Annotated in this window: 30 protein-coding genes; 20 read left to right on the forward strand and 10 right to left on the reverse strand. The window is 61.4% G+C overall.

All coding sequences use genetic code 11. The annotated features are described in order from the left end of the window. Positions 1-165: 165 nt before the first annotated feature. Both rhtA and QLG12_RS27310 read left to right on the forward strand, forming a co-directional pair. Entirely contained in the window at positions 166-1,053 is an 888-nt protein-coding gene (gene rhtA / locus QLG12_RS27305; protein WP_282475548.1) for a threonine/homoserine exporter RhtA, read from the forward strand. 168 nt (positions 1,054-1,221) lie between these two features. Next, positions 1,222-1,503, forward strand: coding sequence for a hypothetical protein (locus QLG12_RS27310; protein WP_064378543.1), 282 nt, complete (start codon positions 1,222-1,224; stop codon positions 1,501-1,503). A gap of 10 nt (positions 1,504-1,513) precedes the next feature. Here the strand turns inward: QLG12_RS27310 and QLG12_RS27315 are convergent, their stop codons facing one another. After that, on the reverse strand, positions 1,514-2,080 hold the full coding sequence (locus QLG12_RS27315; protein WP_197869046.1) for a TetR/AcrR family transcriptional regulator: 567 nt from the start codon (positions 2,078-2,080) through the stop codon (positions 1,514-1,516). A gap of 92 nt (positions 2,081-2,172) precedes the next feature. Between QLG12_RS27315 and QLG12_RS27320 the strand changes: the two genes are divergently transcribed. Together QLG12_RS27320 and QLG12_RS27325 are read left to right on the forward strand one after the other, a co-directional pair. Continuing rightward, complete coding sequence (locus tag QLG12_RS27320) at positions 2,173-2,901, forward strand: SDR family oxidoreductase (protein ID WP_197869047.1); 729 nt, start codon at positions 2,173-2,175, stop codon at positions 2,899-2,901. Positions 2,902-2,933: 32 nt separating this feature from the next. Beyond that, positions 2,934-3,524 carry a 2-hydroxychromene-2-carboxylate isomerase gene (locus tag QLG12_RS27325; RefSeq protein WP_282475549.1) on the forward strand — a complete coding sequence of 197 codons (591 nt, stop codon included), beginning with the start codon at positions 2,934-2,936 and terminating at the stop codon, positions 3,522-3,524. Here the strand turns inward: QLG12_RS27325 and QLG12_RS27330 are convergent. Then, entirely contained in the window at positions 3,521-4,519 is a 999-nt protein-coding gene (locus tag QLG12_RS27330; RefSeq protein WP_197869049.1) for a zinc-dependent alcohol dehydrogenase family protein, read from the reverse strand. The genes QLG12_RS27325 and QLG12_RS27330 overlap by 4 nt on opposite strands. 112 nt (positions 4,520-4,631) lie before the next feature. On the opposite strand from QLG12_RS27330, the gene QLG12_RS27335 reads away from it, so the two are divergent. Further along, the gene (locus QLG12_RS27335) at positions 4,632-5,540 is read left to right on the forward strand and encodes a LysR family transcriptional regulator (protein ID WP_282475550.1); all 909 of its coding nucleotides are present in this window, start codon (positions 4,632-4,634) and stop codon (positions 5,538-5,540) included. On the opposite strand, the gene QLG12_RS27340 is transcribed toward QLG12_RS27335, so the two are convergent. From QLG12_RS27340 to QLG12_RS27355, 4 genes are all read right to left on the reverse strand, one after another. Next, complete coding sequence (locus tag QLG12_RS27340; RefSeq protein ID WP_197869051.1) at positions 5,533-7,341, reverse strand: aminopeptidase P family protein; 1,809 nt, start codon at positions 7,339-7,341, stop codon at positions 5,533-5,535. The two genes, QLG12_RS27335 and QLG12_RS27340, sit on opposite strands and share 8 nt — an antisense overlap. A 57-nt stretch (positions 7,342-7,398) precedes the next feature. Further along, on the reverse strand, positions 7,399-8,565 hold the full coding sequence (locus QLG12_RS27345) for an aminotransferase class V-fold PLP-dependent enzyme (RefSeq protein WP_197869052.1): 1,167 nt from the start codon (positions 8,563-8,565) through the stop codon (positions 7,399-7,401). Between the two features lie 206 nt (positions 8,566-8,771). After that, positions 8,772-9,386, reverse strand: coding sequence for a LysE family translocator (locus QLG12_RS27350; protein WP_197869053.1), 615 nt, complete (start codon positions 9,384-9,386; stop codon positions 8,772-8,774). Positions 9,387-9,487: 101 nt separating this feature from the next. After that, complete coding sequence (locus QLG12_RS27355) at positions 9,488-9,757, reverse strand: hypothetical protein (RefSeq protein ID WP_011335229.1); 270 nt, start codon at positions 9,755-9,757, stop codon at positions 9,488-9,490. Between the two features lie 390 nt (positions 9,758-10,147). Here QLG12_RS27355 and msuE point away from each other — a divergent pair, with 390 nt between their 5' ends. The 4 genes from msuE to QLG12_RS27375 are packed head-to-tail and all read left to right on the forward strand — an operon-like array spanning position 10,148 to position 14,192. Beyond that, positions 10,148-10,711 carry an FMN reductase gene (gene msuE, locus QLG12_RS27360; protein ID WP_197869054.1) on the forward strand — a complete coding sequence of 188 codons (564 nt, stop codon included), beginning with the start codon at positions 10,148-10,150 and terminating at the stop codon, positions 10,709-10,711. A 10-nt stretch (positions 10,712-10,721) separates the two neighbouring features. Further along, positions 10,722-11,867, forward strand: coding sequence for an FMNH2-dependent alkanesulfonate monooxygenase (gene ssuD / locus QLG12_RS27365; protein ID WP_282475551.1), 1,146 nt, complete (start codon positions 10,722-10,724; stop codon positions 11,865-11,867). Between the two features lie 10 nt (positions 11,868-11,877). Beyond that, complete coding sequence (locus QLG12_RS27370) at positions 11,878-13,065, forward strand: acyl-CoA dehydrogenase family protein (RefSeq protein WP_282475552.1); 1,188 nt, start codon at positions 11,878-11,880, stop codon at positions 13,063-13,065. A gap of 23 nt (positions 13,066-13,088) precedes the next feature. Next, positions 13,089-14,192, forward strand: coding sequence for a sigma-54 dependent transcriptional regulator (locus QLG12_RS27375; RefSeq protein WP_197869056.1), 1,104 nt, complete (start codon positions 13,089-13,091; stop codon positions 14,190-14,192). On the opposite strand, the gene QLG12_RS27380 is transcribed toward QLG12_RS27375, so the two are convergent. Beyond that, positions 14,189-14,554 (reverse strand): antibiotic biosynthesis monooxygenase, encoded by a 366-nt coding sequence (locus QLG12_RS27380; protein ID WP_007955823.1) that lies wholly within the window; start codon positions 14,552-14,554, stop codon positions 14,189-14,191. The two genes, QLG12_RS27375 and QLG12_RS27380, sit on opposite strands and share 4 nt — an antisense overlap. Before the next feature lie 90 nt (positions 14,555-14,644). On the opposite strand from QLG12_RS27380, the gene soxR reads away from it, so the two are divergent. The 11 genes from soxR (at position 14,645) to QLG12_RS27435 (ending at position 23,126) form a co-directional block, all read left to right on the forward strand. Then, a complete protein-coding gene (gene soxR, locus QLG12_RS27385; protein ID WP_197869058.1) occupies positions 14,645-15,103 on the forward strand; it encodes a redox-sensitive transcriptional activator SoxR in 459 nt (152 codons plus the stop codon). A gap of 153 nt (positions 15,104-15,256) precedes the next feature. Then, on the forward strand, positions 15,257-15,715 hold the full coding sequence (locus QLG12_RS27390; protein ID WP_197869059.1) for a VOC family protein: 459 nt from the start codon (positions 15,257-15,259) through the stop codon (positions 15,713-15,715). A 141-nt stretch (positions 15,716-15,856) separates the two neighbouring features. Beyond that, complete coding sequence (locus tag QLG12_RS27395) at positions 15,857-16,732, forward strand: alpha/beta hydrolase (protein WP_197869060.1); 876 nt, start codon at positions 15,857-15,859, stop codon at positions 16,730-16,732. Positions 16,733-16,982: 250 nt separating this feature from the next. Next, positions 16,983-18,182 (forward strand): PepSY domain-containing protein, encoded by a 1,200-nt coding sequence (locus QLG12_RS27400; RefSeq protein ID WP_197869061.1) that lies wholly within the window; start codon positions 16,983-16,985, stop codon positions 18,180-18,182. Beyond that, positions 18,179-18,721: a thiamine pyrophosphate-binding protein gene (locus tag QLG12_RS27405; protein ID WP_197869062.1), complete on the forward strand. Its 543-nt coding sequence runs from the start codon at positions 18,179-18,181 to the stop codon at positions 18,719-18,721. Before QLG12_RS27400 ends, QLG12_RS27405 begins: the two co-directional genes overlap by 4 nt. After that, positions 18,718-19,059 (forward strand): hypothetical protein, encoded by a 342-nt coding sequence (locus QLG12_RS27410; RefSeq protein WP_197869063.1) that lies wholly within the window; start codon positions 18,718-18,720, stop codon positions 19,057-19,059. The genes QLG12_RS27405 and QLG12_RS27410 overlap by 4 nt, the downstream gene beginning before the upstream one ends. After that, positions 19,056-19,622, forward strand: a complete 567-nt coding sequence (locus tag QLG12_RS27415; RefSeq protein WP_282475553.1) for a DUF6162 family protein — start codon at positions 19,056-19,058, stop codon at positions 19,620-19,622. Before QLG12_RS27410 ends, QLG12_RS27415 begins: the two co-directional genes overlap by 4 nt. A 35-nt stretch (positions 19,623-19,657) precedes the next feature. After that, positions 19,658-20,587 carry a metal ABC transporter substrate-binding protein gene (locus QLG12_RS27420; RefSeq protein ID WP_197869065.1) on the forward strand — a complete coding sequence of 310 codons (930 nt, stop codon included), beginning with the start codon at positions 19,658-19,660 and terminating at the stop codon, positions 20,585-20,587. Beyond that, entirely contained in the window at positions 20,584-21,327 is a 744-nt protein-coding gene (locus tag QLG12_RS27425) for a metal ABC transporter ATP-binding protein (protein ID WP_064598222.1), read from the forward strand. Before QLG12_RS27420 ends, QLG12_RS27425 begins: the two co-directional genes overlap by 4 nt. After that, the gene (locus tag QLG12_RS27430; protein WP_003226663.1) at positions 21,327-22,226 is read left to right on the forward strand and encodes a metal ABC transporter permease; all 900 of its coding nucleotides are present in this window, start codon (positions 21,327-21,329) and stop codon (positions 22,224-22,226) included. The genes QLG12_RS27425 and QLG12_RS27430 overlap by 1 nt, the downstream gene beginning before the upstream one ends. Beyond that, complete coding sequence (locus tag QLG12_RS27435) at positions 22,227-23,126, forward strand: zinc ABC transporter substrate-binding protein (protein WP_282475554.1); 900 nt, start codon at positions 22,227-22,229, stop codon at positions 23,124-23,126. 203 nt (positions 23,127-23,329) lie between these two features. Here QLG12_RS27435 and QLG12_RS27440 read toward each other — a convergent pair whose 3' ends face one another. The 3 genes from QLG12_RS27440 to QLG12_RS27450 form a co-directional block, all read right to left on the reverse strand. After that, the gene (locus tag QLG12_RS27440; protein WP_011335246.1) at positions 23,330-23,554 is read right to left on the reverse strand and encodes an MbtH family protein; all 225 of its coding nucleotides are present in this window, start codon (positions 23,552-23,554) and stop codon (positions 23,330-23,332) included. 82 nt (positions 23,555-23,636) lie between these two features. Further along, positions 23,637-25,049: an aspartate aminotransferase family protein gene (locus QLG12_RS27445; protein WP_197869067.1), complete on the reverse strand. Its 1,413-nt coding sequence runs from the start codon at positions 25,047-25,049 to the stop codon at positions 23,637-23,639. 142 nt (positions 25,050-25,191) lie between these two features. Further along, positions 25,192-25,677 carry a GNAT family N-acetyltransferase gene (locus QLG12_RS27450; protein ID WP_282475555.1) on the reverse strand — a complete coding sequence of 162 codons (486 nt, stop codon included), beginning with the start codon at positions 25,675-25,677 and terminating at the stop codon, positions 25,192-25,194. Between the last annotated feature and the right edge of the window lie 102 nt (positions 25,678-25,779).

Raw genomic sequence — 25,779 nt, forward strand, 5'->3', positions numbered from 1 at the left:
CGCCGGAAGTGGGGCGAATTATAGAGACTCAGAATCTGCCGTCAACCCTTAATTTGAGTTTTCTATCAAGAAAGGGAAAATGACCGCTCCTATATAGACGGGAACGTAGCGAGTGCGCACTATATTGCTCAACACAACAGCTACCTCCCCGGATGATTCCACGCAATGAACGACCAGCCTCGCAGCCTTGCCTCAACCCTGTTACCGGTTGGCCTACTATTAATAGCCATGGCATCGATCCAGTCCGGCGCATCCCTGGCTAAAAGTATGTTCCCCATTGTTGGCGCTCAAGGCACGACAACGCTTCGCCTGATCTTCGCCAGCGTGATCATGCTGTTACTGCTCAAACCCTGGAGAGCGAAGCTGACAGCCAAGTCGCTGCGCACAGTGATTGTCTACGGGATGGCGCTGGGAGGTATGAACTTCCTCTTCTATATGTCGTTACGTACCGTTCCGCTCGGCATCGCAGTCGCTCTGGAGTTCACCGGCCCGCTGGCAGTCGCCATCTATGCCTCACGTCGCGCTATCGACTTTCTCTGGACTGCACTGGCTGCCATCGGATTGTTGCTGCTGATACCAACTGGCGCTACAACGGCGGGTATTGATCTGATCGGCGCAGGCTATGCGCTGGGAGCGGGGGTTTGCTGGGCGCTCTACATTCTGTTCGGCCAAAAGGCGGGCGCGGATAACGGTGTGACCACCGCGGCGCTTGGCGTGATGATCGCCGCCCTGTTCGTTGCCCCCATTGGCATTGTCCATGCCGGCAGCGCACTGCTGACACCTGCACTGATTCCGATCGCCATTGGCGTTGCAATCCTCTCCACGGCCCTGCCCTACACGCTGGAAATGGTTGCGCTCACCCGAATGCCCGCACGCACCTTCGGCACATTGATGAGTATCGAACCAGCGTTTGGTGCGCTATCAGGTCTGCTGTTTCTGCAGGAATACCTTTCCTTGTCACAATGGATGGCAATTCTGTGCATTATTCTGGCCTCGGTCGGAGCAACCATGACGATGGGCAGCACCTCTAAACCCGCCATCGCGGCAGATTGAAAGAGGATTTTACGAAGGTCTGGCAATTGGCGCTCTTTTAGGCCATGTTTAGCCTCGCAACCCAATGCCAGACATGGATTTTTTCGGATAGGGACATCAGAACGCTTCAAGCGAGAGCGCATACAGGCAGACCCGAGCGCCAGACTCGAGGCCGCCATAAGGACGGTAATGAAACGAATTTTGATACTGATCGCCATACTGGCTGTTGCAGGCTGCGCGGCGACGTCGAAGACCCACGTCAAACATGGCAAGAAAGGGTTGCACATCAACTGTTCGGGGCTGTCCTCTTCTTGGGACAAGTGCTACACCAGCGCCGCCAACTCTTGCGCACCAAAGGGCTACAAAGTCATTGCAAAATCAGGCGATACGGTGGAAGAGCCGGGTGATTACCCCTTTGGCCTCAACCCTGCCGGCTATACCAGCCGCAGCATGATCGTCATCTGCAAATAAACCATCGCCGCTATTGTCGAGATGCAGCGAGCTGGTGTCCGATTTCTTCCTGGCAGGACTTCAGCACCCGCTGCTGAACCTGCGGGGACGCCAGCATTCGTGCCACTACCAGCGCCCCGACACACTGCGACAGAATCGCCCAAGCCAGGCTGTCGCTTTCCAGAATCTGCGCCCAACTTTCCTGAAGCTTGCAAATCCACAGCTCGGCCTGTTCCCGCAGAACATTATCCGACCGCGCAATCTCGGCGCCCAACGCAGGCAATGCGCAGCCCAACTCAGGCTGCTCGACATGAGCCATGCTCAGATAAAGTTTCAGGCACCGCTCCAGCCGCTCGCGATCCTGCGTACCCTGCCCGCCCAAGCGCTCAAGACTCTGGCACAACTCGCGTTCGACGATAGCCGCGAACAAGGCATCCTTGGACGAGAAGTGACTGTAGAACGCCGCCCCACTCAGGCCGATCGCCTTCATCAGGCCATCGACGCCTATTGATGAAAACCCGGTCTTTTTCGCAGACAGCGAGCTGCTTTGCAGAAGCTTTTCTTTGGTTTCCAGCTTGTGACCGGCGGAGTACCGCATGTATTTGTCCTCACAATTGAGTGCCTTGACGCTGAGCAAACCCTAGCATAACGTTCGTTCACTTAACGATCGTTTACTAAAGGGATCCACCCATGAATAACAAGAAGGTCGTATTGGTTGTCGGTGCAGGTGATGCCACGGGCGGTGCCATCGCCAAGCGGTTCGCCAGGGAAGGTTTCGTCGCGTGCGTAACGCGGCGTAGCGCCGACAAATTGCAGCCGTTGGTGGAAGCGATTCAGGCGGACGGCGGTGAAGCCCACGGTTTTGCCTGCGACGCGCGCAAGGAAGAAGACGTCATTGCGCTGATCGAAGATATCGAAACCCGCCTCGGTCCGATTGAAGCATTCGTTTTCAATATCGGCGCCAACGTGCCCTGCAGCATCCTCGAAGAAACTGCACGCAAGTATTTCAAGATCTGGGAAATGGCCTGCTTCTCCGGTTTTCTCAACGCCCGTGAAGTCGCCAAACGGATGGTGACCCGTAGCCGCGGCACTATCCTGTTCACCGGCGCGACTGCCGGATTGCGCGGTGCCTCCGGTTTCGCCGCGTTTGCCGGAGCCAAGCACGGTATCCGGGCTCTGGCACAGAGCATGGCCAGAGAGCTTGGCCCGATGAACATTCACGTCGCCCACGTCGTGGTCGACGGCGCCATCGATACCGATTTCATCCGCGACAATTTCCCTGACAAGTACGCCACCAAGGACCAGGACGGCATTCTCAATCCAGAGCATATCGCCGAGAACTACTGGTATCTGCATAGTCAGCCACGGGACGCCTGGACGTTCGAACTGGACCTGCGGCCTTGGAACGAACGCTGGTAATCCCCCAATAACAAAAACAGAGAGCAGCGAATATGAGCAAAACCGTGGAGTTCTATTTCGATCTCGGCAGCCCCGCCACTTACCTGGCGTACACCCAACTGCCGAAAATCTGCGCCGAGACCGGCAGCCAGTTGATCTACATTCCGATGTTGCTGGGCGGCGTCTTCAAAGCCACCGGTAACGCGTCTCCGGCAATGATCCCGGCCAAGGGTCGTTACATGTTTCAGGACCTGGACCGTTACGCCAAACGTTACGACGTCCCCTTGAAATTCAACCCGCATTTCCCGATCAATACCCTGATGCTGATGCGCGCGGTCACCGGTATTCAACTGCGTCATCCGGATCGCTTCCTGGCTTTCATCGATTGCCTGTTCAAAGCGCTTTGGGTTGAAGGCCGCGCCCTAGATGAACCGGCAACAGTTGCCGTCGTGCTGACGGAACATGGCTTCAATCCTGAAGAAGTACTGGCATTGACCAACGATGAAGCGATCAAGACAGCACTCAAGGGCAACACCGAAACCGCCGTGAAGCGTGGCGTCTTCGGTGCACCGAGCATGTTCATCGACAACCAGTTGTTCTTCGGTCAGGACCGGCTCGACTTCGTGCTGGAAGCCCTTCGCTAAATCTCCACAACCAAACGCCCCTGAGCTGCTTTCGTTGCAAGCAGCTCATGGGCTTCTGCTGCGGTTTCCAGCGTGAACCGATGCGGATCGAGCAGCGGTCGCAGCTGCCCGGACTCAATCAACGCGGCAGCCTGGCGCAAAATCTCGCCATGATGCTCACGCCTACTGCCGGTCAGTAATGGCAGCAAGGTGAACACTCCCGAATATGTCGCCCCACGAAACGACAACGGCGCAAGACTATGCTGCCCCCAACCGAGGCAGCTGAGCACATGCCCACTGTAGATCCGTGCGGCTTTGAAAGAGGCGTCCAGCGTCTCGCCGCCGACCGTGTCATAGACAATGTCGAACCCCTCCCCCGCCGTGAACTCGGCGACATAGTCCTCCACGGACCTTTCTCGATAATCAATGAACGTCGCACCATAACCTTCGATAATCGATCGCTGTCCCGCAGAACCCGTTGCAAAAACCTCGGCACCGAATGCACGGGCCAGTTGCACGGCCACATGCCCGACGCCACCTGCGCCGCCGTGAATCAACACTTTGTGCCCCGCACTCACCCGAGCCCGATCCACCAGGCCTTCCCACGCCGTGATCAATATCAATGGCAGGCTCGCGGCCTCACGCTGGCTCAGGTTCGAAGGCTTACGCGCCAGCAGTCGTGCGTCCACCACTGCAAACTCGGCCAACGAACCTTGCGCGCCACCAATGCCCGTGGCCAACGCATACACCTCATCGCCCGGCGCCCAATTCTGCACGCCCTCACCCACTGCTTCGACCACACCCGCCAGATCCAGCCCCAACACCGCCGGCAACGGTTGCCGGGCATGGGCGGCCTGCCCCGCACGGATCTTCAGATCGAGCGGATTCACACCGCTGGCCTTGATCCGCACCAATACCTGTCCAGCCCCAGCCACGGGGCGCTCAAGGGAAACCAAGCGTAACGGCCCGTTAGCGGTGTCCACTATCAGGGCATTCATATGCAGTGAGTCAGTCATTTCGGTCATTCCTGTGGGAGAAAGTGAAGCCATGTTCCCGCAACAGATCCATGCCGATAAGAAGCCAAATGACTATAGTGAGCATGCCAGATCGGCATGAATGAGGCGCTTCATGGACAAGCTCAACGCAATGGCCATTTTCGTTCGGGTGGTCGAACGCGGCAGTTTCTCCGCCGTTGCCCGGGAAGTGCACACCACCCAGCCGACCATCAGCAAAGTGCTGCGCGCCCTTGAAAATGAATTGGGCGGCAAGCTGATTGCCCGCAGCACACGCAAGCTGTCACTGACCGATGAAGGTCAGCGGTACTACAACGAATGTCGAAATATCCTCGCGGCGGTGGATGCCGCCGAGCACAGTTTCCAATCCGGCAGGGAAACCGTGGCCGGAACTTTGCGGATCGGCTCCTCCGTCAGTTTCGGCCGTTTGCAGATCGCCTCGCGGCTGGCGGAATTTCTGCAGCGTTATCCTCAGGTGCAGATCGACCTGCAACTGAGCGATCAGAATCTGGATCTGGTCAGTGAAGGGCTGGACGTCAGCCTGCGCATCGGCGAGTTGAACGACAGCGGCATGATCGCCCGGCGCATCGGCACCACCCACCGGCTCACGGTGGCGACGCCCGACTACTTGAAACGCCACGGTCACCCACAATCACCTCAGGATCTTGCGCAGCACAACTGCCTGCAATTCAACCTGCTCAGCACTCAGAACCTGTGGACCTACGAGCAGGATGGCCAACACCACAACATACGCATCCATGGCAACGCCCAGAGCAACAACTCGGAAGCGATCCGCGAAATGGTCTTGGGAGGACTGGGGATTTCGCTGTCACCGGTCTGGCTGTTCAGCGAAGATTTGAAGGTGGGGCGAGTGGTCGCCCTGTTGCAGGACTACCAGACATTACCGCTGCCGATTCACGCCGTGTCACCGGCGAACCGTCGCCAGTCCGCCAGGGTCAACGCGTTTGTCGATTTCATGACCCAGGCGCTGGCAGCAGCGCCCGAGCTTCAACCGATCAGATAGCGGCAGTACGCGTGTTCAGCCATTCCAGTGCCGCGCCTTCAAGCAGCGGGCTCAGACGCTCGCGCACTTCGGCGTGATAGGCATTGAACCATTGCTTCTCTTCCTGCGTCAGCAGCGACGGTTCCAGGCAACGGGTGTCGATCGGGCACAGGGTCAGGGTTTCGAACTTGAGGAACTCGCCGAACTCGCTGCTTCCCGCTTCAACGTTCATCGCCAGGTTCTCGATCCGCACACCCCAACGGCCCGGACGATAAGTGCCCGGCTCGATGGAGGTGATCATGCCCGGCTGCATGGCAGTCTGTGGCGCTGGCGCCGCCTGATAGGCAATCACCTGCGGCCCTTCGTGCACATTGAGGAAGTAGCCCACGCCGTGACCGGTGCCGTGACCGTAGTCCACGTTCTCGGCCCAGATCGGCGCACGGGCAATCGCGTCCAGCAGTGGCGACAGAATGCCTTTCGGGAAATGTGCGCGGGACAACGCAATCACGCCCTTCAACACTCGGGTGCAGTCACGTTTCTGTTCTTCGCTCGGCGTACCAACAGCCACCATGCGCGTGATGTCGGTAGTGCCGCCCAGGTATTGACCACCGGAATCGATCAGCAACAAGCCATCACCTTCGATCACCGCGTGCTCTTCCGGGGTGGCGTGGTAGTGCGGCATCGCGCCATTGGCGTTGAATGCAGCGATGGTGTTGAAACTCAGCGAAACGTAATCCGGACGACGCTCACGGGCAGCGGTGAGTTTTTCGTCAATGGTCAGCTCGGTAATGCGCTCGCGGCCCCAGGCCGATTCCAGCCAGGCGAAGAATTCACACAACGCCGCGCCATCCTGCTCCATCGCCTGACGTATATGCCCGGCATCCGCCAGGCTCTTCTGCGACTTGGCCAGAGTGGTCGGGTTCAAGCCTTCGACCAGCTTCACGCCACTGTCGAGGTTATCCAGCAGGCCACTGGTAACCCGCGCCGGATCCACCAGCAGGCTCGCGCCGTTCGGAATCGCACGCAAGGCATCGGCGACTTCGCTGTAGTCGCGCAGGGTCACGCCATCCTTTTCCAGCACGGCACGCAGCTCAGCATCAACCTTGCTCAAGGCCACAAACAACGTGGCTTGGTGCTGGCTGATCAGCGCGAAGGAAACGAATACCGGGTTGAACGACACATCACCGCCGCGCAGGTTGAACAGCCAGGCGATGTCGTCAAGGGTGGCGATGAAGTGCCAATCGGCGCCGCGTTCCTGCAAGGTTTCGCGCAGTTTGGCGAGTTTTTCGCCACGGCTGACAGTCGCCTGCGGCGGCAGGTGCTGGTAGATCGGCGCGTTCGGCAACGCCGGACGGTCGCTCCAGACTTCTTTCAACAAGTCGATGTCGGTCCGCAGGCTGGCACCCCGGGCTTCGAGCTTGCTGCCCAGCGTGCGCGCCGACGCAACGGCCATCACCGCACCGTCAACCGCAACCACGCCACCTTCCGGCGTCTGCTCGGCCAGCCAGTCCAGCGGGCTCGGCTGACCCGGTTGCAGTTTCACCAGTTCGATGCCGCTGCCCTTGAGTTCCTTGGTCGCCTGTTCCCAGTAACGGCTGTCGGCCCAGACCCCGGCGAAATCGGGGGTGACAATCAAGGTGCCGACCGAGCCATGGAAACCCGACAGCCATTGCCGACCCTGCCAGTAACCCGGCAGGTATTCCGACAGGTGCGGGTCGGCGGACGGCACCAGCAACGCGTGGATACCTTCGCGACGCATCAGTTCACGGGTGTGCGCGAGGCGCTGGGGAACCGTTCCTTCGGTCAAGGTCTGGGTACTCATCATGTCTCCTGCCAATCACTTCATCGTTATTGTTTGGTGCCGTTCGAAGCCGGCTCGTTAAAGCCCTGTCGCCCAGAATGCCGGAGCACTGGCGCAGGCGGTCTTGATCAGTTCTACAGCCTTGTCGATGTCTTCGGCGGTGGTGAAACGGCCGAGACTCAGGCGAATCGTGCGTCCCGCCAGGTGCGCGTCGTGCCCCAATGCCAGCAAAACGTGGGACGGTGTATTGCTCGCGGAATTGCAGGCCGAGGTCGCGGAAAACGCGATCGAATGGCTCAGCGCCGCCGGGTTGAACTCGCCTTCACTGAAGGTCAGGCTCAAGGTGTGCGGAATACGTTGGGTGCTGCTGCCGTTGAGGCGTACGCCGGGCAGGCTCAAGAGTTGTTCGAGCAGTCGCTCGCGCAGCGCGACAATGGTTTTCTTCTCGTCATCGAAGGCCTCGGCAGCCAGGGCAAACGCCGAGCCCATGGCAGCAATCTGGTGAGTCGCCAGCGTACCGGAGCGCAAGCCGCCCTCGTGCCCACCGCCATGAATCTGCGCCTGCAAACGCAGCTGCGCACGGGGTCCGACGTACAGCGCACCGATGCCTTTGGGGCCGTAGAGCTTGTGCGCCGAGAACGACATCAGATCCACCGGCCATTGCGCCAGATCGATCGCGACCTTGCCGGCGCCTTGCGCCGCATCGACATGGAACAACGCCCCACGCCCACGCACCACTTCGCCGATGGCCGGGATGTCGTTGACGGTGCCGAGTTCGTTGTTGACCAGCATCAGCGACACCAGAAAGGTGTCATCGCGCATCGCTTCGCTGACCGCTTGCGGGGCGATCAGGCCTTCGGCGTCCGGCACCAGGTAGGTCACGGCGACACCGGCGTCCTGCAATTGCCGGGCGGTGTCGAGGATGGCTTTATGTTCAATCTGGCTGGTGATGATGTGCCCGCCGGAAACTCCACGGGCCTGGGCCACACCTTTAAGGGCAAGGTTGTTGGATTCGGTGGCGCCGGAGGTCCAGACGATCTGCTGCGCCTGGGCGCCAACCAGTTCGGCGACTTGCCGGCGAGCGTTCTCGACCGTTTGCCGGGCCTGCTGACCAAAGGCGTGGGAGCTGGAAGCCGGGTTGCCGAAATTACCGTTGAAACCCAGACACTCGATCATCACCTGGATGACCCGCTCGTCCACCGGGGTGGTGGCGGCGTAATCGAAATACAGCGGACGTGTGTTCATAAAAAGACTCGCAGAGCGTGTTCCGGGATCAGGATGCTCGTGTCTGCAAACGGCACGACGCAGCCTTGTGAGCTGCGTCCGGGTTCGAGAGCGTCATCAATACCTGATCGGAGGCCGTTAAAGAAGAACAACTTCATTTAAAAGTGCGTAGGAACGCTCCTGAACGCGACTTTAACAGGCATCGGGCCGGCGGTTGTAGCACTGCGTCAGCCAAAGCTTTCAAGGAGTAACGGATACAGCGAAATCACCAGCAGCGCCGCCATGCCCCAGTTGAACACCCGCAACCAGCGGCGATCCTTCAGTACGTTGCGCAACAGAGTCCCGCACGCCGCCCAGACACCGACGCTCGGCAGATTGATGATGGCGAACACTGCCGCAATCACGATTACATTGGTGAAGTAACCCTGCATCGGCGTGTAGGTACTGATGGCACCGATGGCCATGATCCAGGCCTTGGGATTGACCCACTGAAAAGCGGCCGCACCGAGATAGCTGATCGGTTTCGCCTCGCCCTGCTCACTGTCGCCGACCGGGCCGGAGTGAGCGATTTTCCACGCCAGATAAAGCAAGTACGCCGCGCCGACATAACGCAGGATCGTATAAAGCAGCGGATAGGTCTGGAATACCGCGCCCAGGCCAAATCCCACCGCCACCACCAGTATGAAGAAGCCGCAGGTGATGCCGAGCATATGGGGGATGGTGCGGTTAAAGCCGAAGTTCACCCCCGATGCCAACAACATGGTGTTGTTCGGCCCCGGTGTGATTGAGGTGACAAGGGCAAACAGGGCAAAGCCCAGCAACAGGTCGAGCGAGAGGGTCATGGCAGGCAGTCCGTCAGGGTCATTCAGGTGTTGACCCTATCCCACGGCGCCGCGCAAACCCACGGACAGTTGGGCAAAACTTCGAGCAGTACAGTTCCCAATCAGCTTGGACGACCGTGCAGCTGTACGGCCCGTTCGGCGCTCATTTCACCTTTGGTATCGAAACCGAATGTCTTCTGTGGCTGGCCGAGCAATTCGGCTTTTTTCGCGTGATATTCCTCGAAGGACAGACCGCGACGGTTCAGCGATTCAAGCGCCAGTTCGCGGGTTTCCTCCGCCGTGTAAGGGCGCAGTTCCGGGGAAACATGACTCGCGCAACCAGCGAGAACGGAGACAGCGAGCATCAGCGAAACAGTCAGTAAACGATTCATGGGAGCGTCCTGGCGAGCAGTGTGGGGTCGATGGAGAAAGGCTACGCCCGGGCACGCTTTGGCAGAAATCAACGCTCTCAATAGTGGCTATCAGAATTCGGGCAGGATTCACTCTCATATTCTCAAAAGACCTATCAATATCAATTAACAGTCTTTTGCGGAATAACAGTCAGCCTTTATAAATCCTTCATTGCGTTCGGCACTGTTGCTCCAGCAACTGTTTCCCAGGCAACAGCAGTTCAACAAACCGGCCTGAAAGTCACATGAGCACAGCCGCCGACAACGCTCGAAGCCCCGGAATACGGGCCTTACAGGTATTGGTACAGCGCTTGCTCTGCTCCGGTGACTACTCACTGCTCGTCGAGCAACTGTTGAAAAAAGGAACTGACCATGTCGCGTCCACTGAAAGTCGTCGCCCTGTCCGGCGGAACCTGGCGTCCGTCCCGCACCCTGGTGCTGACCCAGGCCCTGCTGGCCGAATTGTCCGGGCACCTGCCGGTCGAGAGTCACCTGATCGAACTCGGTGACATCGCCCGCCCGCTGGGCGCCGCGCTGTCCCGTCAAGAACTGCCGGCCGAGATCGAAGCCGAACTGCAAGCCATCGAACAGGCTGATCTGCTGATCGTCGCGGCGCCGGTGTATCGCGGCTCCTATCCGGGTTTGCTCAAACACCTATTCGACCTCATTGATCTGAATGCACTGATCGACACCCCTGTGCTGCTCGCCGCCACCGGTGGCAGCGAACGCCATGCGCTGGTCCTCGATCACCAGTTGCGCCCGCTGTTCAGCTTCTTCCAGGCCGTGACCCTGCCGATCGGCGTGTACGCCACTGAAGCCGATTTCGCCGACTACCAGATCACCAGCGAGCCGCTCAAGGCGCGCATCCGCCTGGCCGCCGAACGCGCCGCGCCGCTGTTCGGTGCTCACCTCAAACCGTTGCTGAAAATCGCCTGAGGAGCTGTTCATGGATGTTTTCTGGTTCCTGCCGACCCACGGCGACGGTCACTATCTGGGCACCACCCAAGGCGCACGCCCGGTCACCCTCAATTACCTGAAACAGGTGGCGCAAGCTGCGGACAGCCTCGGCTACCACGGCGTACTGATTCCCACCGGGCGGTCCTGCGAGGATTCGTGGGTGATCGCATCGGCCCTGGTGCCGCTGACCGAACGCCTGCGTTATCTGGTGGCGATCCGTCCGGGGATCATCTCGCCAACCGTTTCGGCGCGCATGGCCGCGACCCTGGATCGACTGTCCAACGGCCGCCTGCTGATCAACGTCGTGACCGGCGGCGACCCGGACGAAAACCGTGGCGACGGCAGTTTCCTCAGCCACAGCGAACGCTACGAAGTCACCGACGAATTCCTCAAGATCTGGCGCCGCGTGTTGCAAGGCGAGGCGGTGGATTTCGAAGGCAAACACCTGAAGGTGCAGAACGCCAAAGCCCTGTATCCACCGGTGCAGAAACCTTATCCGCCGCTGTATTTCGGCGGCTCCTCCGACGCGGCTCACGATCTGGCCGCCGAGCAGGTCGACGTGTATCTGACGTGGGGCGAACCACCGGCCGCCGTCGCCGAGAAACTCGCCGACGTGCGCGAACGCGCCGCCCGTCACGGGCGCAAAGTGAAGTTCGGCATCCGCCTGCACGTGATCGTGCGCGAGACCGCCGAGGAAGCCTGGAAAGCCGCCGACAAACTGATCGAGCACATCAGCGACGAAACCATCGAGGCTGCGCAGAAATCCTTTTCCCGTTTCGACTCCGAAGGCCAGCGGCGCATGGCCGCCCTGCATGACGGGCGCCGCGACAACCTGGAAATCGCCCGCAACCTGTGGGCCGGCGTCGGTCTGGTGCGCGGTGGCGCTGGCACCGCTCTGGTCGGCGATCCGCAGCAAGTGGCGGCGCGGATCAAGGAGTACGCGGATCTGGGCATCGAGAGCTTCATCTTCTCCGGTTATCCGCATCTCGAAGAAGCCTACCGCTTTGCCGAACTGGTCTTCCCGCTGTTGCCCGAGCCGTACGCGAGCCTGGCCGGACGCGGTGTCACCAACCTCACCGGGCCGTTCGGCGAAATGATCGCCAACGATGTACTGCCCGCCAAAGCCAACGCCTGAGGAAGACCGAGTGACTGCCAAACCGCAAAGCACCCTGCTCTCCCCGTTGCAGACCGCCCGCCAACTGGCCGCCGAATTCGCCCTGACCGCCGTCGAGCGCGACGAGCGCGGCGGCACACCGAAAGCCGAACGCGACGCCCTGCGCGACAGCGGTCTGCTGGCCCTGAGCATTCCCACCCGTTACGGCGGCCTCGGCGCGCGCTGGAGCGAAACCCTGGAAGTCGTGCGCGAGTTCGCCAAGGTCGACAGCTCGATCGCCCACGTCTTCGGTTTTCATCATTTGATGCTCGCCACCGTGCGGCTGTTTTCACGCCCGGAACAATGGCAACCGTGGTTCGAACAGACCGCGCGGCAGAACTGGTTCTGGGGCAACGCGCTCAATCCGCTGGACACCCGCACCGTGGTCAAGGACCTGGGCGGCTGGCGCGAGTTTTCCGGCAAGAAAAGTTTCTGCTCAGGCGCCAGCGATTCGCAGATGCTGATCGCCTCGGCGGTGGACGAAAGCAACGGCGGCAAACTGCTGATCGCGGCGATCCCTAGTGGGCGCAGCGGCATCACCCTGCACAACGACTGGAACAACATCGGCCAGCGCCAGACCGACAGCGGCAGCGCCACGTTCGAACGGGTGCGGGTCGAGGAATCGGAACTGCTGCTGGATCCGGGCCCGCTGAGTACCCCGTTCGCCTGCCTGCGCCCTCTGATCGCGCAACTGACGTTCACGCATATGTTTCTCGGCATCGCCGAAGGTGCCTTTGAAGAGGCGCGGCAATACACCCTGAGCGAAACCCGTGTCTGGCACAAATCATCGGTGCGCGAGGTGCGTGAAGATCCTTATGTGCTGGCCCATTACGGCGAGTTCTGGGTCGCTCTCGAAGGCACCCGTCTGCTGGTGGAACGCGCCGCTGCACTGCTCGACGAGGCCTGGGCCAAAGGCCCGAACCTCAGTGCCGAAGAACGCGGGCATCTGGCCACGGCGATTGCCACGGCCAAGGTCGCCGCCAGTCGACAGGGCCTGGAGATTTGTAGCCGACTGTTCGAAGTGACCGGCGCCCGTTCGACCCACGCGTCGCTGCGCCTCGACCGGCACTGGCGCAACCTGCGCACGCAAACCCTGCACGACCCGCTGGATTACAAACTCCACGAGCTGGGCGACTGGGCGCTGAACCAGTCCCTGCCGGTGCCGACGTTCTATTCCTGATTTCCTTTCGTGGAGCGAGACCCATGCAACTGCTGACCCTGCCGCCCTCACCCGCCCTGGCCACGTCGATTCGCGCCACCGCCCAGGTCTTCGAAGATCCGAAATCCCAGGCCCTGCTCGCGCATCTGCAACAGGTCGCACCGAGCGAAGCCAGTGTACTGATCATCGGCGAAACCGGCACCGGCAAGGAATTGGTGGCGCGGCATATCCATAACCTGAGCAACCGGCGTAACCGGCCGTTCATCGCGGTCAACTGCGGGGCGTTTTCCGAATCGCTGGTGGAAGCCGAACTGTTCGGCCACGAAAAAGGCGCCTTCACCGGCGCCCTCAGCGCCAAGGCCGGATGGTTTGAAGAGGCGGATGGCGGCACCTTGTTCCTCGATGAAATCGGCGATCTGCCGATGGCGATTCAGGTCAAATTGCTGCGGGTGTTGCAGGAACGCGAAGTGGTGCGCCTCGGATCGCGCAAGAGTATTCCCATCGATGTGCGGGTGCTGGCGGCAACCAATGTGCAACTGGAGAAAGCCATCAACGCCGGGCATTTCCGCGAAGATCTGTATTACCGGCTGAACGTAGTGAATCTGGAGCTGAGCCCGTTGCGCGAGCGACCCGGCGACATCCTGCCACTGACCCGGCATTTCATCGAAGCCTACAGTCAGCGCCTGGGTTACGGACGCGTCACCATCAGTCCCGGCGCCGAACACAAGCTGCGCGGCTACAGTTGGCCGGGCAATATCCGCGAACTGGAAAACGTTATCCATCATACGCTGCTGATCTGCCGTAACGGCGTGATCGAACGCGACGATCTGCGCCTGTCGAGCCTGCGCATCGACCGTCCCGACGATCAGCACGCAACCGCCGACGACTCACCGGAAGCGCTGCTGGAACGCGCCTTCCAGAAACTCTTCGAACAACAGGCCGGCGCCCTGCATGAAAAAGTCGAAGACGCATTGCTGCGCGCGGCCTATCGCTTCTGCCATTACAACCAGGTGCACACCGCGTCCCTGCTCGGCCTGAGCCGCAACGTGACCCGCACGCGGCTGATCAAGATCGGCGAGCTGGCAGTGAACAAGCGGCGGCCCACGGAAAACCTGCAAGGCGAGCGCTTGATCCAGCTGTCGATCTAGCCGACCAGTTGGCAGTGCAAGCCGTCGTCGTGACTGCGGGCGATGCTGCTCAGCACCTGGAATGAACCGAAGGTCACGGTGCGCGCCTGATGGGTGCGGATCAGTTGCCAGAAATCCTGCTCGCCGGTTTCGAAACTCTGGAACGCCGCCTCCCCCGCCTCGCGGGACTGCCATTGCAGAAAGCTCAACACTCGCCGGCCATCGTCGCTGGCCTGGACGCTGGCGCTGACGAAACCGGCGTAACGCTGTGCCAGACGTTCGGTCTGCACCGCCAGCGCCGACACCAGCGCCGGTTGCTGGCCGGGTTCGATTTCAAATTCGATCAATTGGGTAAAGCTGCGGTTTTTCGCTGGTGCTTGCATGAGATCCCCACTCGGTCAGGCGAATCTTGCGATTCGAAGGCCTGCAGGGTAAAACCTCGAGTTAACTAGAGGTCAAGGGGCAATGTTCAAATGATCACTGCGCAAAATCTGCACAAGCAACTGACCGTCGGCGAAGTCGCGGCCCGCAGCGGCGTGGCGGTCACCGCCCTGCACTTTTATGAATCCAAAGGGTTGATCAGGAGCCAGCGCAACGCCGGCAACCAGCGGCGCTATCCACGGGAAGTTCTGCGGCGCGTGGCGCTGATCAAAGTGGCGCAACGCCTGGGCATTCCACTGGCGGAAATCGGCGAGGCGTTGAAACAGCTACCGGACAACCGCGCACCAACGGCAGCGGACTGGAAAATGTTGTCGGAACAGTGGCGGCGTGAGCTGGACGAACGAATCAATCAGTTGATGCTGCTGCGGGATCGACTGACCGGTTGCATCGGTTGTGGGTGTCTGTCGATGGAGGCCTGCCCGCTGCGCAATCAGGGCGACGTGCTGGGCGAGCAAGGGCCGGGGGCGCACTTTCTCGACGTTCCCGACTGAGGACTCGCTCCGCTCCGGCATCGCGAGGGCTGCTCGTCGGCTGCTCGGCCATGGCGGCGGCACGGATCTATAGTTGAGCGACCGGCAACCCCGGCGAAGGCACACCTTCAACCTCTAATAAAAACCAGGCAACAAATAACAGGGAGCACCGCCATGAGCGTCAAACCCATTCCCGAGGGGTATCACAGCATTACCCCGTACCTCGGCATTCACAAAGCTGCCGAAGCCATCGACTTTTATAAAAAGGCGTTCGGTGCCACCGAAGTCATGCGCCTGAGCATGCCCGACGGCGGCATCGGCCACGCCGAACTGCGCATCGGAGACAGTGCGATCATGCTCGGCTCGCCATGCGATCAAGGGCCGTTGAGCAATCCGGACAAAACAGTGTCGGTCGGTTTGCATCTGTACGTGACCGATGTCGACAAATCCTTTCAGCGTGCGCTGGAGGCCGGCGCGACCTCGGTGTCCGAGGTCAAGGATCAGTTCTACGGCGACCGCAGCGGGACGTTGAAGGATCCGTACGGGCATCTGTGGTTCCTCGCCACGCGCAAGGAGGACCTGACCCAAGAGCAGATCGAGCAACGGGCAAAAGATATGTTTCAGCAAGGTTAGCCACGCCGAATATCCATTCCCGCGCAACGCGCGGGGATGGGCGAACACGATTCATGAACCGCCAAACCACGCTTCACGTCTTGTCATTAATCCCCGGTGATTTCAGGATGCAGGCCACGCGCCTGAATAAAGGATCACCCGATGTTTGCCGGATTCGTCAAAGACCAGCGCCACGTCAACGGTGTGGACATCACCCACCGCATCAAAGGCAGCGGCCCGGGCCTGCTGCTGTTGCACGGGCACCCGCAGACCCACGTGATCTGGCACAAGATCGCCGAGCAACTGGCCGAACACTTCACGGTGGTCGCTGCCGACCTGCGTGGTTACGGCGACAGCAGTCGTCCGCCGGCGGATGAAGCTCACCTCAACTATTCCAAGCGCGAGATGGCCCGCGACGGCGTGGAATTGATGAAGGCGTTGGGTTTCGAGCAGTTCTCGATCCTTGCCCACGACCGTGGCGCGCGGGTCGCCCATCGTCTGGCGCTCGATCATCCCGCCGTCGTGCAGCGCATGGTTCTGCTCGACATCGCGCCGACGCTGGCGATGTACAGCCAGACCAACGAAGCTTTTGCACGGGCCTATTGGCACTGGTTTTTCCTGATTCGTCCGGCGCCGTTGCCGGAAACCCTGATCGAAGCCGATCCCGAAGGTTACCTGCGCAGTGTCATGGGCAGCCGCAGCGCCGGGCTTGCACCCTTCACCGACGAGGCGTTCAGCGAATATCGGCGTTGCCTGGAACGTCCCGGTAGCGCCCGAGGGATCTGCGAGGATTACCGCGCCAGTGCCGGCATCGACCTGGAACATGATCGCGCCGACATCATGGCCGGTCGTCACCTGAGTCTGCCATTGCTGGTGCTGTGGGGCGCCGAGGGCACTGTCGGTCGCTGCTTCGATCCGCTCGGCGAATGGCGACGGGTTGCCACCGATGTAAGGGGCAAGGCCCTGCCTGCGGGGCATTACCTCGCCGAAGAAGTCCCTGAACTGTTGCTGACCGAAGCGCTCGACTTTCTCCGCTGATCTCCTCCTTCAATCCGGCGGCACGCGCCGTCGGATTGCTTCGCCTCCCCCCACAGAAATCCGCCCGAGCGGCAGCCACCTGCAATCGCGAAACATTTACTTTCATATCGTTTATCGGGATTTGCTTCGGTCATCCGTCTTATAGAGATGCGGCCGTTCGCGTAGGCAAAAGCCACGACCGGCCTTTCAGGGCCCCCGTGCTGCGAAGCCCGTAGTACCGCGCCCTCTCACTGAATCAAGATCCGTCATCATGTCGAAGAAATCCCGCTCGAAACTGTGGTTCCTGGTACACAGCTGGCTGGCGTTGCCGATCTGGTTTTTTGTTCTGATCGTCTGCGTCACCGGCACCCTGGCGGTGGTCAGCCAGGAAATCGTCTGGCTGGCCAACCCGCAAATGCGCGCCAGCGCGCCGTCGGACGATTCAGCGCTGCTCAGCTACGACCAGATCATCGAGGCCATCAAGAAAGCCGAACCGCAAACGGTCGTGCAAGAGATCGACCGCCCCGATGAATCGCACTTCGCCCTCGATGTCCGCGTCAGCTATCCCGACGGGCGCTCGCTGACGGTCTACGTCAATCCGTACACGGGCGTCATTCAGGGTGAGGCCCCGGCGTTCAACTTCAAGGGTTTCACCCGCGCTCTGCACGGCTGGTGGCTGGTGCCCTTCACCAATGGCTACAGCTGGGGCTGGTACCTGGTATCGATCCTCGGCCTGCCCATGCTCGCCTCGCTGGTCACCGGGCTGGTGGTGTACAAGCGTTTCTGGAAAGGATTTTTCAGTCCGACCTTGCGTTTCCGCCACGGCGCGCGGATTTTCTGGGGCGACTTTCACCGCCTCAGCGGCATCTGGTCCATCTGGTTCATCGCGGTGATTTCCATCACCGGCACCTGGTTCCTGATTCAGGCGCTGCTGGCCGACAATCACATTTCCATCTCGAGCGAACCGGTGATCCCGGCCATGTCCCGTGAGAGCGTGCCCCTCTCGGCAGACGGCTCGCCAGCGCCGCAAATCAGCCTTGATCGCGCGATCGAGATCGCCCAGCAGAAAATCCCCGGGCTGGAAACCAGCTACGTCAGCCTGCCGGGCAATGCCTACAGCCACCTCGATATCGGCGGGCGCGGCTGGTATCCGCTGATGTATCAGCGCGCGACGATCAACCCGTACAACGGTGAAATCGCGGCATCGCGCCTGTTGTCCGACCGCACGTCCCTGGAGTTCGTCACAGAGTCCATGCGGCCGTTGCACACCGGCGACTTCGGCGGGCTGTGGATCAAGCTGATCTGGTTCTTCTTCGGGCTGTTGCTGAGCATGATGGTGCTCAGCGGGCTGCTGATCTGGACCAAACGCACCGCACTGGCCACTGCCAACGCCCTCAAGCGCGAGCACAAGAAGCAACGCGTCAAGGCGCAACCGGCCCTGAGCCGTGAACCGTCGGAGGTCAACCTGTGAGCCAGTCCAATGTTGCGACACGCCCTTCACGCCTGAGCCTGTTCTGGCACAAGTGGCGCTTCCACATCAACGTGCTGCTGTTGTTGATCCCGTTGGGCTTCATGCCCCGCTACTTCGCTGATCAGGCGCTGTTTCGCGGCGACACCGGCCTGGGCGAACGCGAAGTCGGCGAAATCCAGGTCGGCCCCTGGAGCCTGAGAATGGCCGAATTCCGTGACGAGGCGCCCCGCCCCGCCGGGCCGGCCGGGTACATGAAAAGCTTCAATGTCGCGCTCTGCGATGCCTGTATCGATCAGGTCAAGGCCACCTACCTGCGTATCGGTAAACCCCGCAGCCTGCGAGCCGCCGGGGTGATCTTCTTCGGCACGCCGTATCGCATGGGCACCCAGTTGCCGATTCCGGAAAAGACCAAAACCGACGCCGATCTGTGGATCACCATGGAAGGCTGGGACGGCAGCATGCATCAGGCCTCGATCCCCCTGAGCCAGGCCTCCCCCGCCACCATCGCCTGGCTGAACAAACAAGGAGCCAAACCATGACTCTCGCCCGACGCTTTTCCCGCCTGCGCCTTAACAGCCTGATGCTGGCGCTGTGTGCCGGTTTCAGCGCCAGCGCCCTGGCCCATAACCCGATGTGCGAGTGCAAGGCCATCGACGCCGAGCAAATCAAATGCACCGGCGGCTTCTCCGACGGCAGCGGCGCACCGGGGGTGACCCTCGATGTGATCGGCTATGACGAAACCATTCTGGTGCCGGGCAAGCTCGGTGCCGACTCGACCCTGACCTTCAAGAAGCCCGGCGCCGAGTTCTACGTGCTGTTCGACGCCGGCCCCGGTCATGTGGTCGAAATCGACCAAGCGGATATCGAAGCCCCATGATCACACCGACCACCCAGGTTGTACGCCCGGCCGGTGCCGGGCACGAAACCCTCAATGTGCTGCTGATGTGCCTGTTGATCCTCGCGGTCGCCGGATCGGTAGTCGCATGGCGCGGTGTCTCCCACGAACCGGAGCCAGTCTCCAGCCACCAACTGGATGCCCGCCGTGACCTGGGCGCCAGCGAGCAAGGTATCTACGCCGATCTGCGCGTGACCCTCGACGAAATCCACCTGATGCGCGAAGAACAGCAAGCGCTGCCGACCCCGCAGAACCTGGCCGATGAAGGCTTCGCTCCGTTTGCCCAGGACGCCAGTTCGATCAGTCGTGGCGGTCACGCCTGGCACTTGCTGGCAGACCGCGCCTACTTCGGCCACAGCCAGGCCCCGGCTGTGGCCGGTTCGTTTCTGATGCGCCTGAACGACGCCGCGCCGGATATCTGGCTCAACCGCGCCGCAGATCTCGAAGCGCCGCAAGACCTGTCCGACACGGCACTGACTGCTGCCGGATGGAAACAGATCGTCGCGCAATTCGATGCCGGGGTAACCCGCGAGCATCGCCATTGAACCCTCGCCTTCATCCGAGAGAAGACCGCTTGCCCATGCCTAGTTCATCTCAACGCCGTCCTTTCCTGCGCCTGCTGCTGATCGGTCTGTGCGCCTGCCTGCTGAGCCCGCTGGCCAGCGCCGATCAGGCCAAGCGCCTGCGCATCGGCATCACCCTGCACCCGTATTACAGCTATGTGGCGAACATCGTCGGCGACAAGGCCGAAGTCGTGCCGCTGATTCCCGCCGGCTTCAACCCGCACGCCTACGAGCCGCGCGCCGAAGACATCAAGCGCATCAGCGGGCTGGATGTGATCGTGCTCAACGGGGTCGGCCATGACGACTTCGCCGACCGCATGATCGCCGCCAGCGAAACGCCAGACATCAAGACCATCGAAGCCAACGAAAACGTGCCGTTGCTGGCCGCCACCGGGGTTGCCGCGCGCGGTGCCGGCAAAGTGGTGAACCCGCACACGTTCCTGTCGATCAGCGCCTCGATTGCCCAGGTCAACAACATCGCCCGGGAACTGGGCAAGCTCGACCCGGACAACGCCAAGACCTATACCCAGAATGCCCGCGCCTACGGCAAACGCCTGCGGCAGATGCGCGCCGATGCCCTGGCCAAGCTGACCCAGGCGCCAAATGCCGAACTGCGGGTGGCCACGGTGCACGCCGCTTACGACTACCTGCTGCGCGAGTTCGGTCTGGAAGTCACCGCCGTGGTCGAGCCGGCCCACGGCATCGAGCCAAGCCCGAGCCAGTTGAAGAAAACCATCGATCAACTGCGGGAACTGGACGTGAAAGTGATCTTCTCCGAGATGGATTTCCCGTCCACCTACGTCGACACCATTCAGCGCGAATCCGGTGTGAAGTTGTACCCGCTGTCGCACATTTCCTACGGTGAATACACCGCCGACAAGTACGAAAAGGAAATGACCGGCAACCTCAACACCGTGGTTCGGGCGATTCAGGAGTCCGGCGCATGACAGCTCAGGAAAACCTGTCGATTGCCAGCAGCGGCCCGACCCTGGATTTCGCCGACGTCAGCCTGACCCTCGGCCGCACGACGATTCTGGACAAGGTCACCTTCCAGGTGCAACCCGGCAGCGTGCATGCGCTGGTCGGCCCCAATGGCGGCGGCAAGAGTTCGCTGATCAAGACCCTGCTCGGGCAGATGCCCCATCAGGGCCGGCTCAGCCTGCAATGGCCAGGCGAGCCCGGCACCATCGGCTACGTGCCGCAGGCGCTGGAGTTTGATCGGGGCCTGCCGATGACCGTCGATGATTTCATGGCCGCCATGTGCCAGCGCCGCCCGGCCTTTCTCGGTCTGAGCAAACGCTACGCCGGCGCTATCGGTGATGCGCTGGAGCGGGTCGGCATGCAGGACAAGCGCAAGCGGCGGATGGGCGCACTGTCCGGTGGTGAACGCCAGCGGGTGCTTCTCGCCCAGGGCCTGATTCCGGCGCCGCAATTGCTGGTGCTGGATGAACCGATGTCCGCCCTCGACGAAGCCGGGATCCAGGTGTTCGAGCGTTTGCTGGGCGACTGGCGCGCGGCGGGCATCACGGTGCTGTGGATCGAGCACGATCTGGAAGCAGTCGGGCGTCTGGCCAATCGCGTCACCGGTCTCAACCGCCGGGTACTGTTCGACGCCACGCCGCAACAGGCCCTGACCCCGGAACGCCTGCTGACCCTGTTCTCGACCCATCCACGGAGCGCTGCCTGATGAGTTACGAAGCCTTTCGTTTGATGGTGCAAGGCTGGGCCTCCTCCGGCTACCTGCCGGAAGCCCTGGCCTACGGGTTTGTGGTCAATGCGCTGCTTGCCGGCCTGCTGATCGGCCCGGTGCTCGGCGGCCTCGGCACGCTGGTGGTGGTCAAGCGCTTCGCGTTTTTCTCCGAGGCGGTCGGCCACGCGGCACTGACCGGCGTGGCCATCGGCATTCTGCTCGGCGAGCCCTACACCGGGCCGTACGGCAGCCTGTTCGGCTACTGCCTGCTGTTCGGCATTCTGCTCAACTACTTGCGCAACCGTACCGGCCTGGCCCCGGACACGCTGATCGGCGTGTTCCTGTCGGTGTCCCTCGCCCTGGGCGCCAGCCTGCTGCTGATTCTGGCGGGCAAGATCAACGTGCACATTCTGGAAAACGTGCTGTTCGGCTCGGTGCTGACGGTCAACGGCAATGACCTGCTGGTGCTGGCGATTGTCGGCTCACTGGTCATGGCGCTGGCCCTGCCGTTGTACAACCGGATCATGCTGGCCAGCTTCAACCCGCAGCTGGCGGCGGTGCGTGGCGTCGCGGTGAAAACCCTGGATTACCTGTTCGTGATTCTGGTGACGCTGATCACCGTCGCCGCCGTGAAAGTCATCGGCGCGATTCTGGTCGGTGCGCTGCTGGTGATTCCGGCGGCGGCTGCGCGTCTGCTCAGCCAGTCGCTCAAGGGCTTTTTCTGGTGCTCGGTGCTGATCGCCACGGTCAGCACCCTGTGCGGGATTCTTGCGCCGATCGTGTTCGATCTGCCGATTCCGTCCGGCGCCGCGATCATTCTGGTCGCCGGTATCGCCTTCGCCCTCGCCGCGATTGCCCGGGGCGTCGTCCCCAGTCTGAAAGGGAACCTTGGATAAATGGCTTTTACATTGCGACAACTGACCCTGGCCATCGCCCTCAGCGGCGCGGTTTCGAGCCCTCTGCTGGCTGCCGAGAAACCGTTGCGGGTGCTGGCCTCGCTGCCGATCACTTATGGTCTGGGCGAAGTCCTGCTCAAGGGCACCGACATCAGCCTCGAACGCGCTGCGCCGGCGAATCTGCCGGGCAGCCGTCAGACCGCCTACTTCACCGGTCGCGGCGCCCCGGCGCTGAGCAAACTGGCCACTGGCGCCGATGCGGTGATCGGCGTGCGCTCGCTGTGGGCCGATGATCCGCTGTACCCGATTGCCCGCCGCAGCAACATCCGCATCATCGAAGTCGACGCGGCTCGCCCGGTGGACGGCGCCCTGCCCGGCATTGCTGTGCAACCGGGGCTGAAAGTCGATGGCCTGAACAGCCAGCCGTGGCTGGCCAGCAACAACATGGGCCGTATGGCCGACGTGATGGCGGCAGATCTGGTGCGCCTGGCACCGAAGGACAAACCGAAAATCGAGGCCAATCTGGCAGCACTGAAGCAGCGCCTGCTGAAACTCAGTGCCGACAGCGAGGCGCGTCTGGCCAGTGCCGACAACCTGAGCGTGATGAGCCTGAGCGATCACTTCGGTTACCTGATCGGCAGCCTGAACCTGGAGCTGATCGGACAGGATGCCCGCGCGGATTCCGAATGGACGCCGGAGGATCTGAAAAAACTGACCGCCACCCTGAAAGACAATGACGTAGCGGTGGTGCTGCACCATCGGCAGCCATCGGACGCGGTGAAAGCGGCGATTGCCGAATCGGGCAGTCATCTGCTGGTGCTGAGCACCGATGCGGCGGATCCGGTGGCGGAGCTGGAAGGGAATGTGGATGCGTTGCTCAAGGGTCTGGCCGGCGCCTGAGGCCATTAGGACCACGTCATCGTTCATCGCTGGCAAGCCAGCTCCCACAGTGATTTGAGGTGTTCGCGAGTAATGCGCAACGCAACAGAAACCTGTGGGAGCTGGCTTGCCAGCGATGAGGCCTTCACAGTCAACAAAAATCCCGGACGTGAAAAAACCCGCTGACTGTTTCCAGTCCAGCGGGTTTCTTTTTGTCCGGCGACTTACTGGGCAGCCGCTTGCGCTTCCATCTTCTGACGCAGGCTCAGCGGGCGCATGTCGGTCCAGACTTCTTCGATGTAGGCCAGGCATTCCTTCTTCAGGCCGCTCTTGCCCACGGTGCGCCAGCCTTCCGGGATAGCCTTGTAGTCCGGCCAGATCGAGTACTGCTCTTCGTGGTTGACCACGACTTGAAAGAGGATGTCCTCGCGGTCGAATACTGACGTCATGCTGTGTCTCCATCGCTGTAAGGGTGGGCTGCACGACGGTGCAGCCGGGTATGTAGAAAGAACGTTCGACGCGGCGAAAAATTTACAGGGCTGCGGTCGCCGCGCTGAGTGCACGGCCGAAGATCTCGGCGACGCGGTCGATTTCGGCGGCGGTGATCACCAGCGGCGGCAGGAACCGCACCACCGCACCATGGCGCCCGCCCAGCTCCAGAATCAGCCCGCGCTTGAGGCATTCGCGCTGAACCAGCGGCGCCAGGCGCGCAAACGCCGGCGGATGGCCCAGTGCATCCGGCGTGCCGTTCGGATCAACCAACTCGACACCGAGCATCAGGCCACGACCGCGAATGTCGCCCAGTTGCGGGAAGTCACGCTGCAGGATGTGCAGGTGCTCGCTCAGACGTTCACCCATGGCAGCAGCGTGTTCGCAAACCTTGTGCTCGACCAGGTAACGCATCACGGCAGAGCCAGCGGCCATCGCCATCTGGTTGCCACGGAACGTCCCGGCGTGAGCGCCCGGCTGCCAGGTATCGAGCCAGTCGCGATAAACCACCACCGCCAGCGGCAGGCTGCCGCCGATGGCTTTGGACAGCACCACCACGTCCGGGGTAATGCCGGCGTGTTCGAAGGCAAACATCTTGCCGGTGCGGGCGAAGCCGCTCTGGATCTCATCGATGATCAGCGCCACACCGGCCTTTTCGGTGATGCGGCGCAGACCGCGCAGCCACTCGATGTCCGCCGGGATCACACCGCCCTCGCCCTGTACCGCTTCGACGATCACCGCCGCCGGCAATTGCACACCAGCCTCGGGATCATTGAGCAGGTTTTCCAGGTAGCTCAGATTAGCCTTCACACCCGCCGCGCCACCGAGGCCGAACGGGCAACGGTAGTCGTACGGGAACGGCATGAATTGCACGCCGTTGCTGAGCAGCGCACCCAGCGGCTTTTTCGGGCCCAGGCTGCCCATCAGGCTCAAGGCGCCCTGGCTCATGCCGTGGTAACCGCCGGAGAACGACAGCACGGTGCTGCGCCCGGTGGCGGTGCGCACCAGTTTCAGCGCGGCTTCCACCGCGTCGGTGCCGGTCGGGCCGCAGAACTGGATTTTCGCTTCCTTGGCCATTGCAGGTGGCAGCAGGCCGAACAGGTCCTGCACGAACTGGTCTTTCACCGGCGTGGTCAGGTCCAGGGTGTGCAGCGGCAGTTCATCGGCCAGCACCTGCTGGATCGCCTCGATCACCACCGGGTGGTTATGCCCCAACGCCAAGGTGCCGGCACCCGCCAGACAATCGATGAAGGTGCGACCCTCGACGTCTTCGACGTACAGGCCTTTGGCGCGCTTCAGCGCCAGGGGAATCCGGCGCGGGTAGCTGCGGGCATTGGATTCCTGTTGGCTCTGGCGGGCCAGCAGCGGCGATTCATTGAACTGATACAGCGTTTCTGCCGGCGCGGAGGCGATCCGGGCCGACGACTCTTCGATAAGGCTGGTGGCGACTGACATCTCTCGACCCCTCAATACGCTATGGATAGTGACCAAAACTGCACACCGGGCAGGTGCGCGTTCCGGTCGCGGAGCGCACATGCTGGTTTTCCTGTTCTGGAAACGCACCAGCGTGTCGAGGATTTACACCCTTGATCGAATGTCAGGCCGACAACCCCAGCGGCTTGTGCATCGGCAGGCTCAAAACGCCGTGATGCGTGAAAGCAGATGCTGCTTCGCGATACCCCAGACGCCGGTAGAACGCCTCGCCGGTTCGCGTGCTGGCGAGCGTGACGCAAGGCTGGCCACGAATCCGCAGCCAACCCTCGAGATCGCCCATCAGTGCGCGCCCCGCACCGCGACGAAACCACTCCGGCTGCACATGACAGAACGTGACCTCGCCATTGGCTGCGGCCATGCCGACACCGACCGGCTTATCGTAAAGAAGCGCGATATTCAGATAGAGATGCGGATCGGCGAGCCAGGCGCTGATGTGTTCAGCCGATTGTCGGCGGACCCAACGGTCGACCAGTTGTGGGTCGTTGCGATGATCGAGCGCACAACCGACTCGGATCGAACGCTCGAGAATCCGGCTGATGATGCCGGCGTCGGCGACTGTGGCGGGACAGATGTGGATGGGTGCTTCCATGGCGCTGTTTCCCTCAATCCATTGAGTCAAAGGCTGGCCGACAATAACGTCGCGGCCGACGGATGACTAATGGAGAGAGGTTACATTTGATGTGCCCGGCAT

Source organism: Pseudomonas sp. V88_4 (genome assembly GCF_029967985.1).
GTDB lineage: Bacteria > Pseudomonadota > Gammaproteobacteria > Pseudomonadales > Pseudomonadaceae > Aquipseudomonas > Aquipseudomonas glycinae.

Excerpts from the sequence above, each read along its gene's own strand:
- rhtA (WP_282475548.1), top strand. The coding sequence starts at position 166 with ATGAACGACCAGCCTCGCAGCCTTGCCTCAACCCTGTTACCGGTTGGC.
- QLG12_RS27340 (WP_197869051.1), bottom strand. The coding sequence starts at position 7,341 with ATGAGTACCCAGACCTTGACCGAAGGAACGGTTCCCCAGCGCCTCGCG.
- QLG12_RS27345 (WP_197869052.1), bottom strand. The coding sequence starts at position 8,565 with ATGAACACACGTCCGCTGTATTTCGATTACGCCGCCACCACCCCGGTG.
- QLG12_RS27415 (WP_282475553.1), top strand. The coding sequence starts at position 19,056 with ATGATCACACCGACCACCCAGGTTGTACGCCCGGCCGGTGCCGGGCAC.
- QLG12_RS27310 (WP_064378543.1), top strand. The coding sequence starts at position 1,222 with ATGAAACGAATTTTGATACTGATCGCCATACTGGCTGTTGCAGGCTGC.
- QLG12_RS27430 (WP_003226663.1), top strand. The coding sequence starts at position 21,327 with ATGAGTTACGAAGCCTTTCGTTTGATGGTGCAAGGCTGGGCCTCCTCC.
- msuE (WP_197869054.1), top strand. The coding sequence starts at position 10,148 with ATGTCGCGTCCACTGAAAGTCGTCGCCCTGTCCGGCGGAACCTGGCGT.
- soxR (WP_197869058.1), top strand. The coding sequence starts at position 14,645 with ATGATCACTGCGCAAAATCTGCACAAGCAACTGACCGTCGGCGAAGTC.
- QLG12_RS27320 (WP_197869047.1), top strand. The coding sequence starts at position 2,173 with ATGAATAACAAGAAGGTCGTATTGGTTGTCGGTGCAGGTGATGCCACG.
- QLG12_RS27445 (WP_197869067.1), bottom strand. The coding sequence starts at position 25,049 with ATGTCAGTCGCCACCAGCCTTATCGAAGAGTCGTCGGCCCGGATCGCC.
- QLG12_RS27355 (WP_011335229.1), bottom strand. The coding sequence starts at position 9,757 with ATGAATCGTTTACTGACTGTTTCGCTGATGCTCGCTGTCTCCGTTCTC.
- QLG12_RS27380 (WP_007955823.1), bottom strand. The coding sequence starts at position 14,554 with ATGCAAGCACCAGCGAAAAACCGCAGCTTTACCCAATTGATCGAATTT.
- QLG12_RS27435 (WP_282475554.1), top strand. The coding sequence starts at position 22,227 with ATGGCTTTTACATTGCGACAACTGACCCTGGCCATCGCCCTCAGCGGC.
- QLG12_RS27330 (WP_197869049.1), bottom strand. The coding sequence starts at position 4,519 with ATGACTGACTCACTGCATATGAATGCCCTGATAGTGGACACCGCTAAC.
- QLG12_RS27335 (WP_282475550.1), top strand. The coding sequence starts at position 4,632 with ATGGACAAGCTCAACGCAATGGCCATTTTCGTTCGGGTGGTCGAACGC.
- QLG12_RS27375 (WP_197869056.1), top strand. The coding sequence starts at position 13,089 with ATGCAACTGCTGACCCTGCCGCCCTCACCCGCCCTGGCCACGTCGATT.
- QLG12_RS27440 (WP_011335246.1), bottom strand. The coding sequence starts at position 23,554 with ATGACGTCAGTATTCGACCGCGAGGACATCCTCTTTCAAGTCGTGGTC.
- QLG12_RS27425 (WP_064598222.1), top strand. The coding sequence starts at position 20,584 with ATGACAGCTCAGGAAAACCTGTCGATTGCCAGCAGCGGCCCGACCCTG.
- QLG12_RS27315 (WP_197869046.1), bottom strand. The coding sequence starts at position 2,080 with ATGCGGTACTCCGCCGGTCACAAGCTGGAAACCAAAGAAAAGCTTCTG.
- ssuD (WP_282475551.1), top strand. The coding sequence starts at position 10,722 with ATGGATGTTTTCTGGTTCCTGCCGACCCACGGCGACGGTCACTATCTG.
- QLG12_RS27420 (WP_197869065.1), top strand. The coding sequence starts at position 19,658 with ATGCCTAGTTCATCTCAACGCCGTCCTTTCCTGCGCCTGCTGCTGATC.
- QLG12_RS27410 (WP_197869063.1), top strand. The coding sequence starts at position 18,718 with ATGACTCTCGCCCGACGCTTTTCCCGCCTGCGCCTTAACAGCCTGATG.
- QLG12_RS27400 (WP_197869061.1), top strand. The coding sequence starts at position 16,983 with ATGTCGAAGAAATCCCGCTCGAAACTGTGGTTCCTGGTACACAGCTGG.
- QLG12_RS27390 (WP_197869059.1), top strand. The coding sequence starts at position 15,257 with ATGAGCGTCAAACCCATTCCCGAGGGGTATCACAGCATTACCCCGTAC.
- QLG12_RS27450 (WP_282475555.1), bottom strand. The coding sequence starts at position 25,677 with ATGGAAGCACCCATCCACATCTGTCCCGCCACAGTCGCCGACGCCGGC.
- QLG12_RS27395 (WP_197869060.1), top strand. The coding sequence starts at position 15,857 with ATGTTTGCCGGATTCGTCAAAGACCAGCGCCACGTCAACGGTGTGGAC.
- QLG12_RS27350 (WP_197869053.1), bottom strand. The coding sequence starts at position 9,386 with ATGACCCTCTCGCTCGACCTGTTGCTGGGCTTTGCCCTGTTTGCCCTT.
- QLG12_RS27325 (WP_282475549.1), top strand. The coding sequence starts at position 2,934 with ATGAGCAAAACCGTGGAGTTCTATTTCGATCTCGGCAGCCCCGCCACT.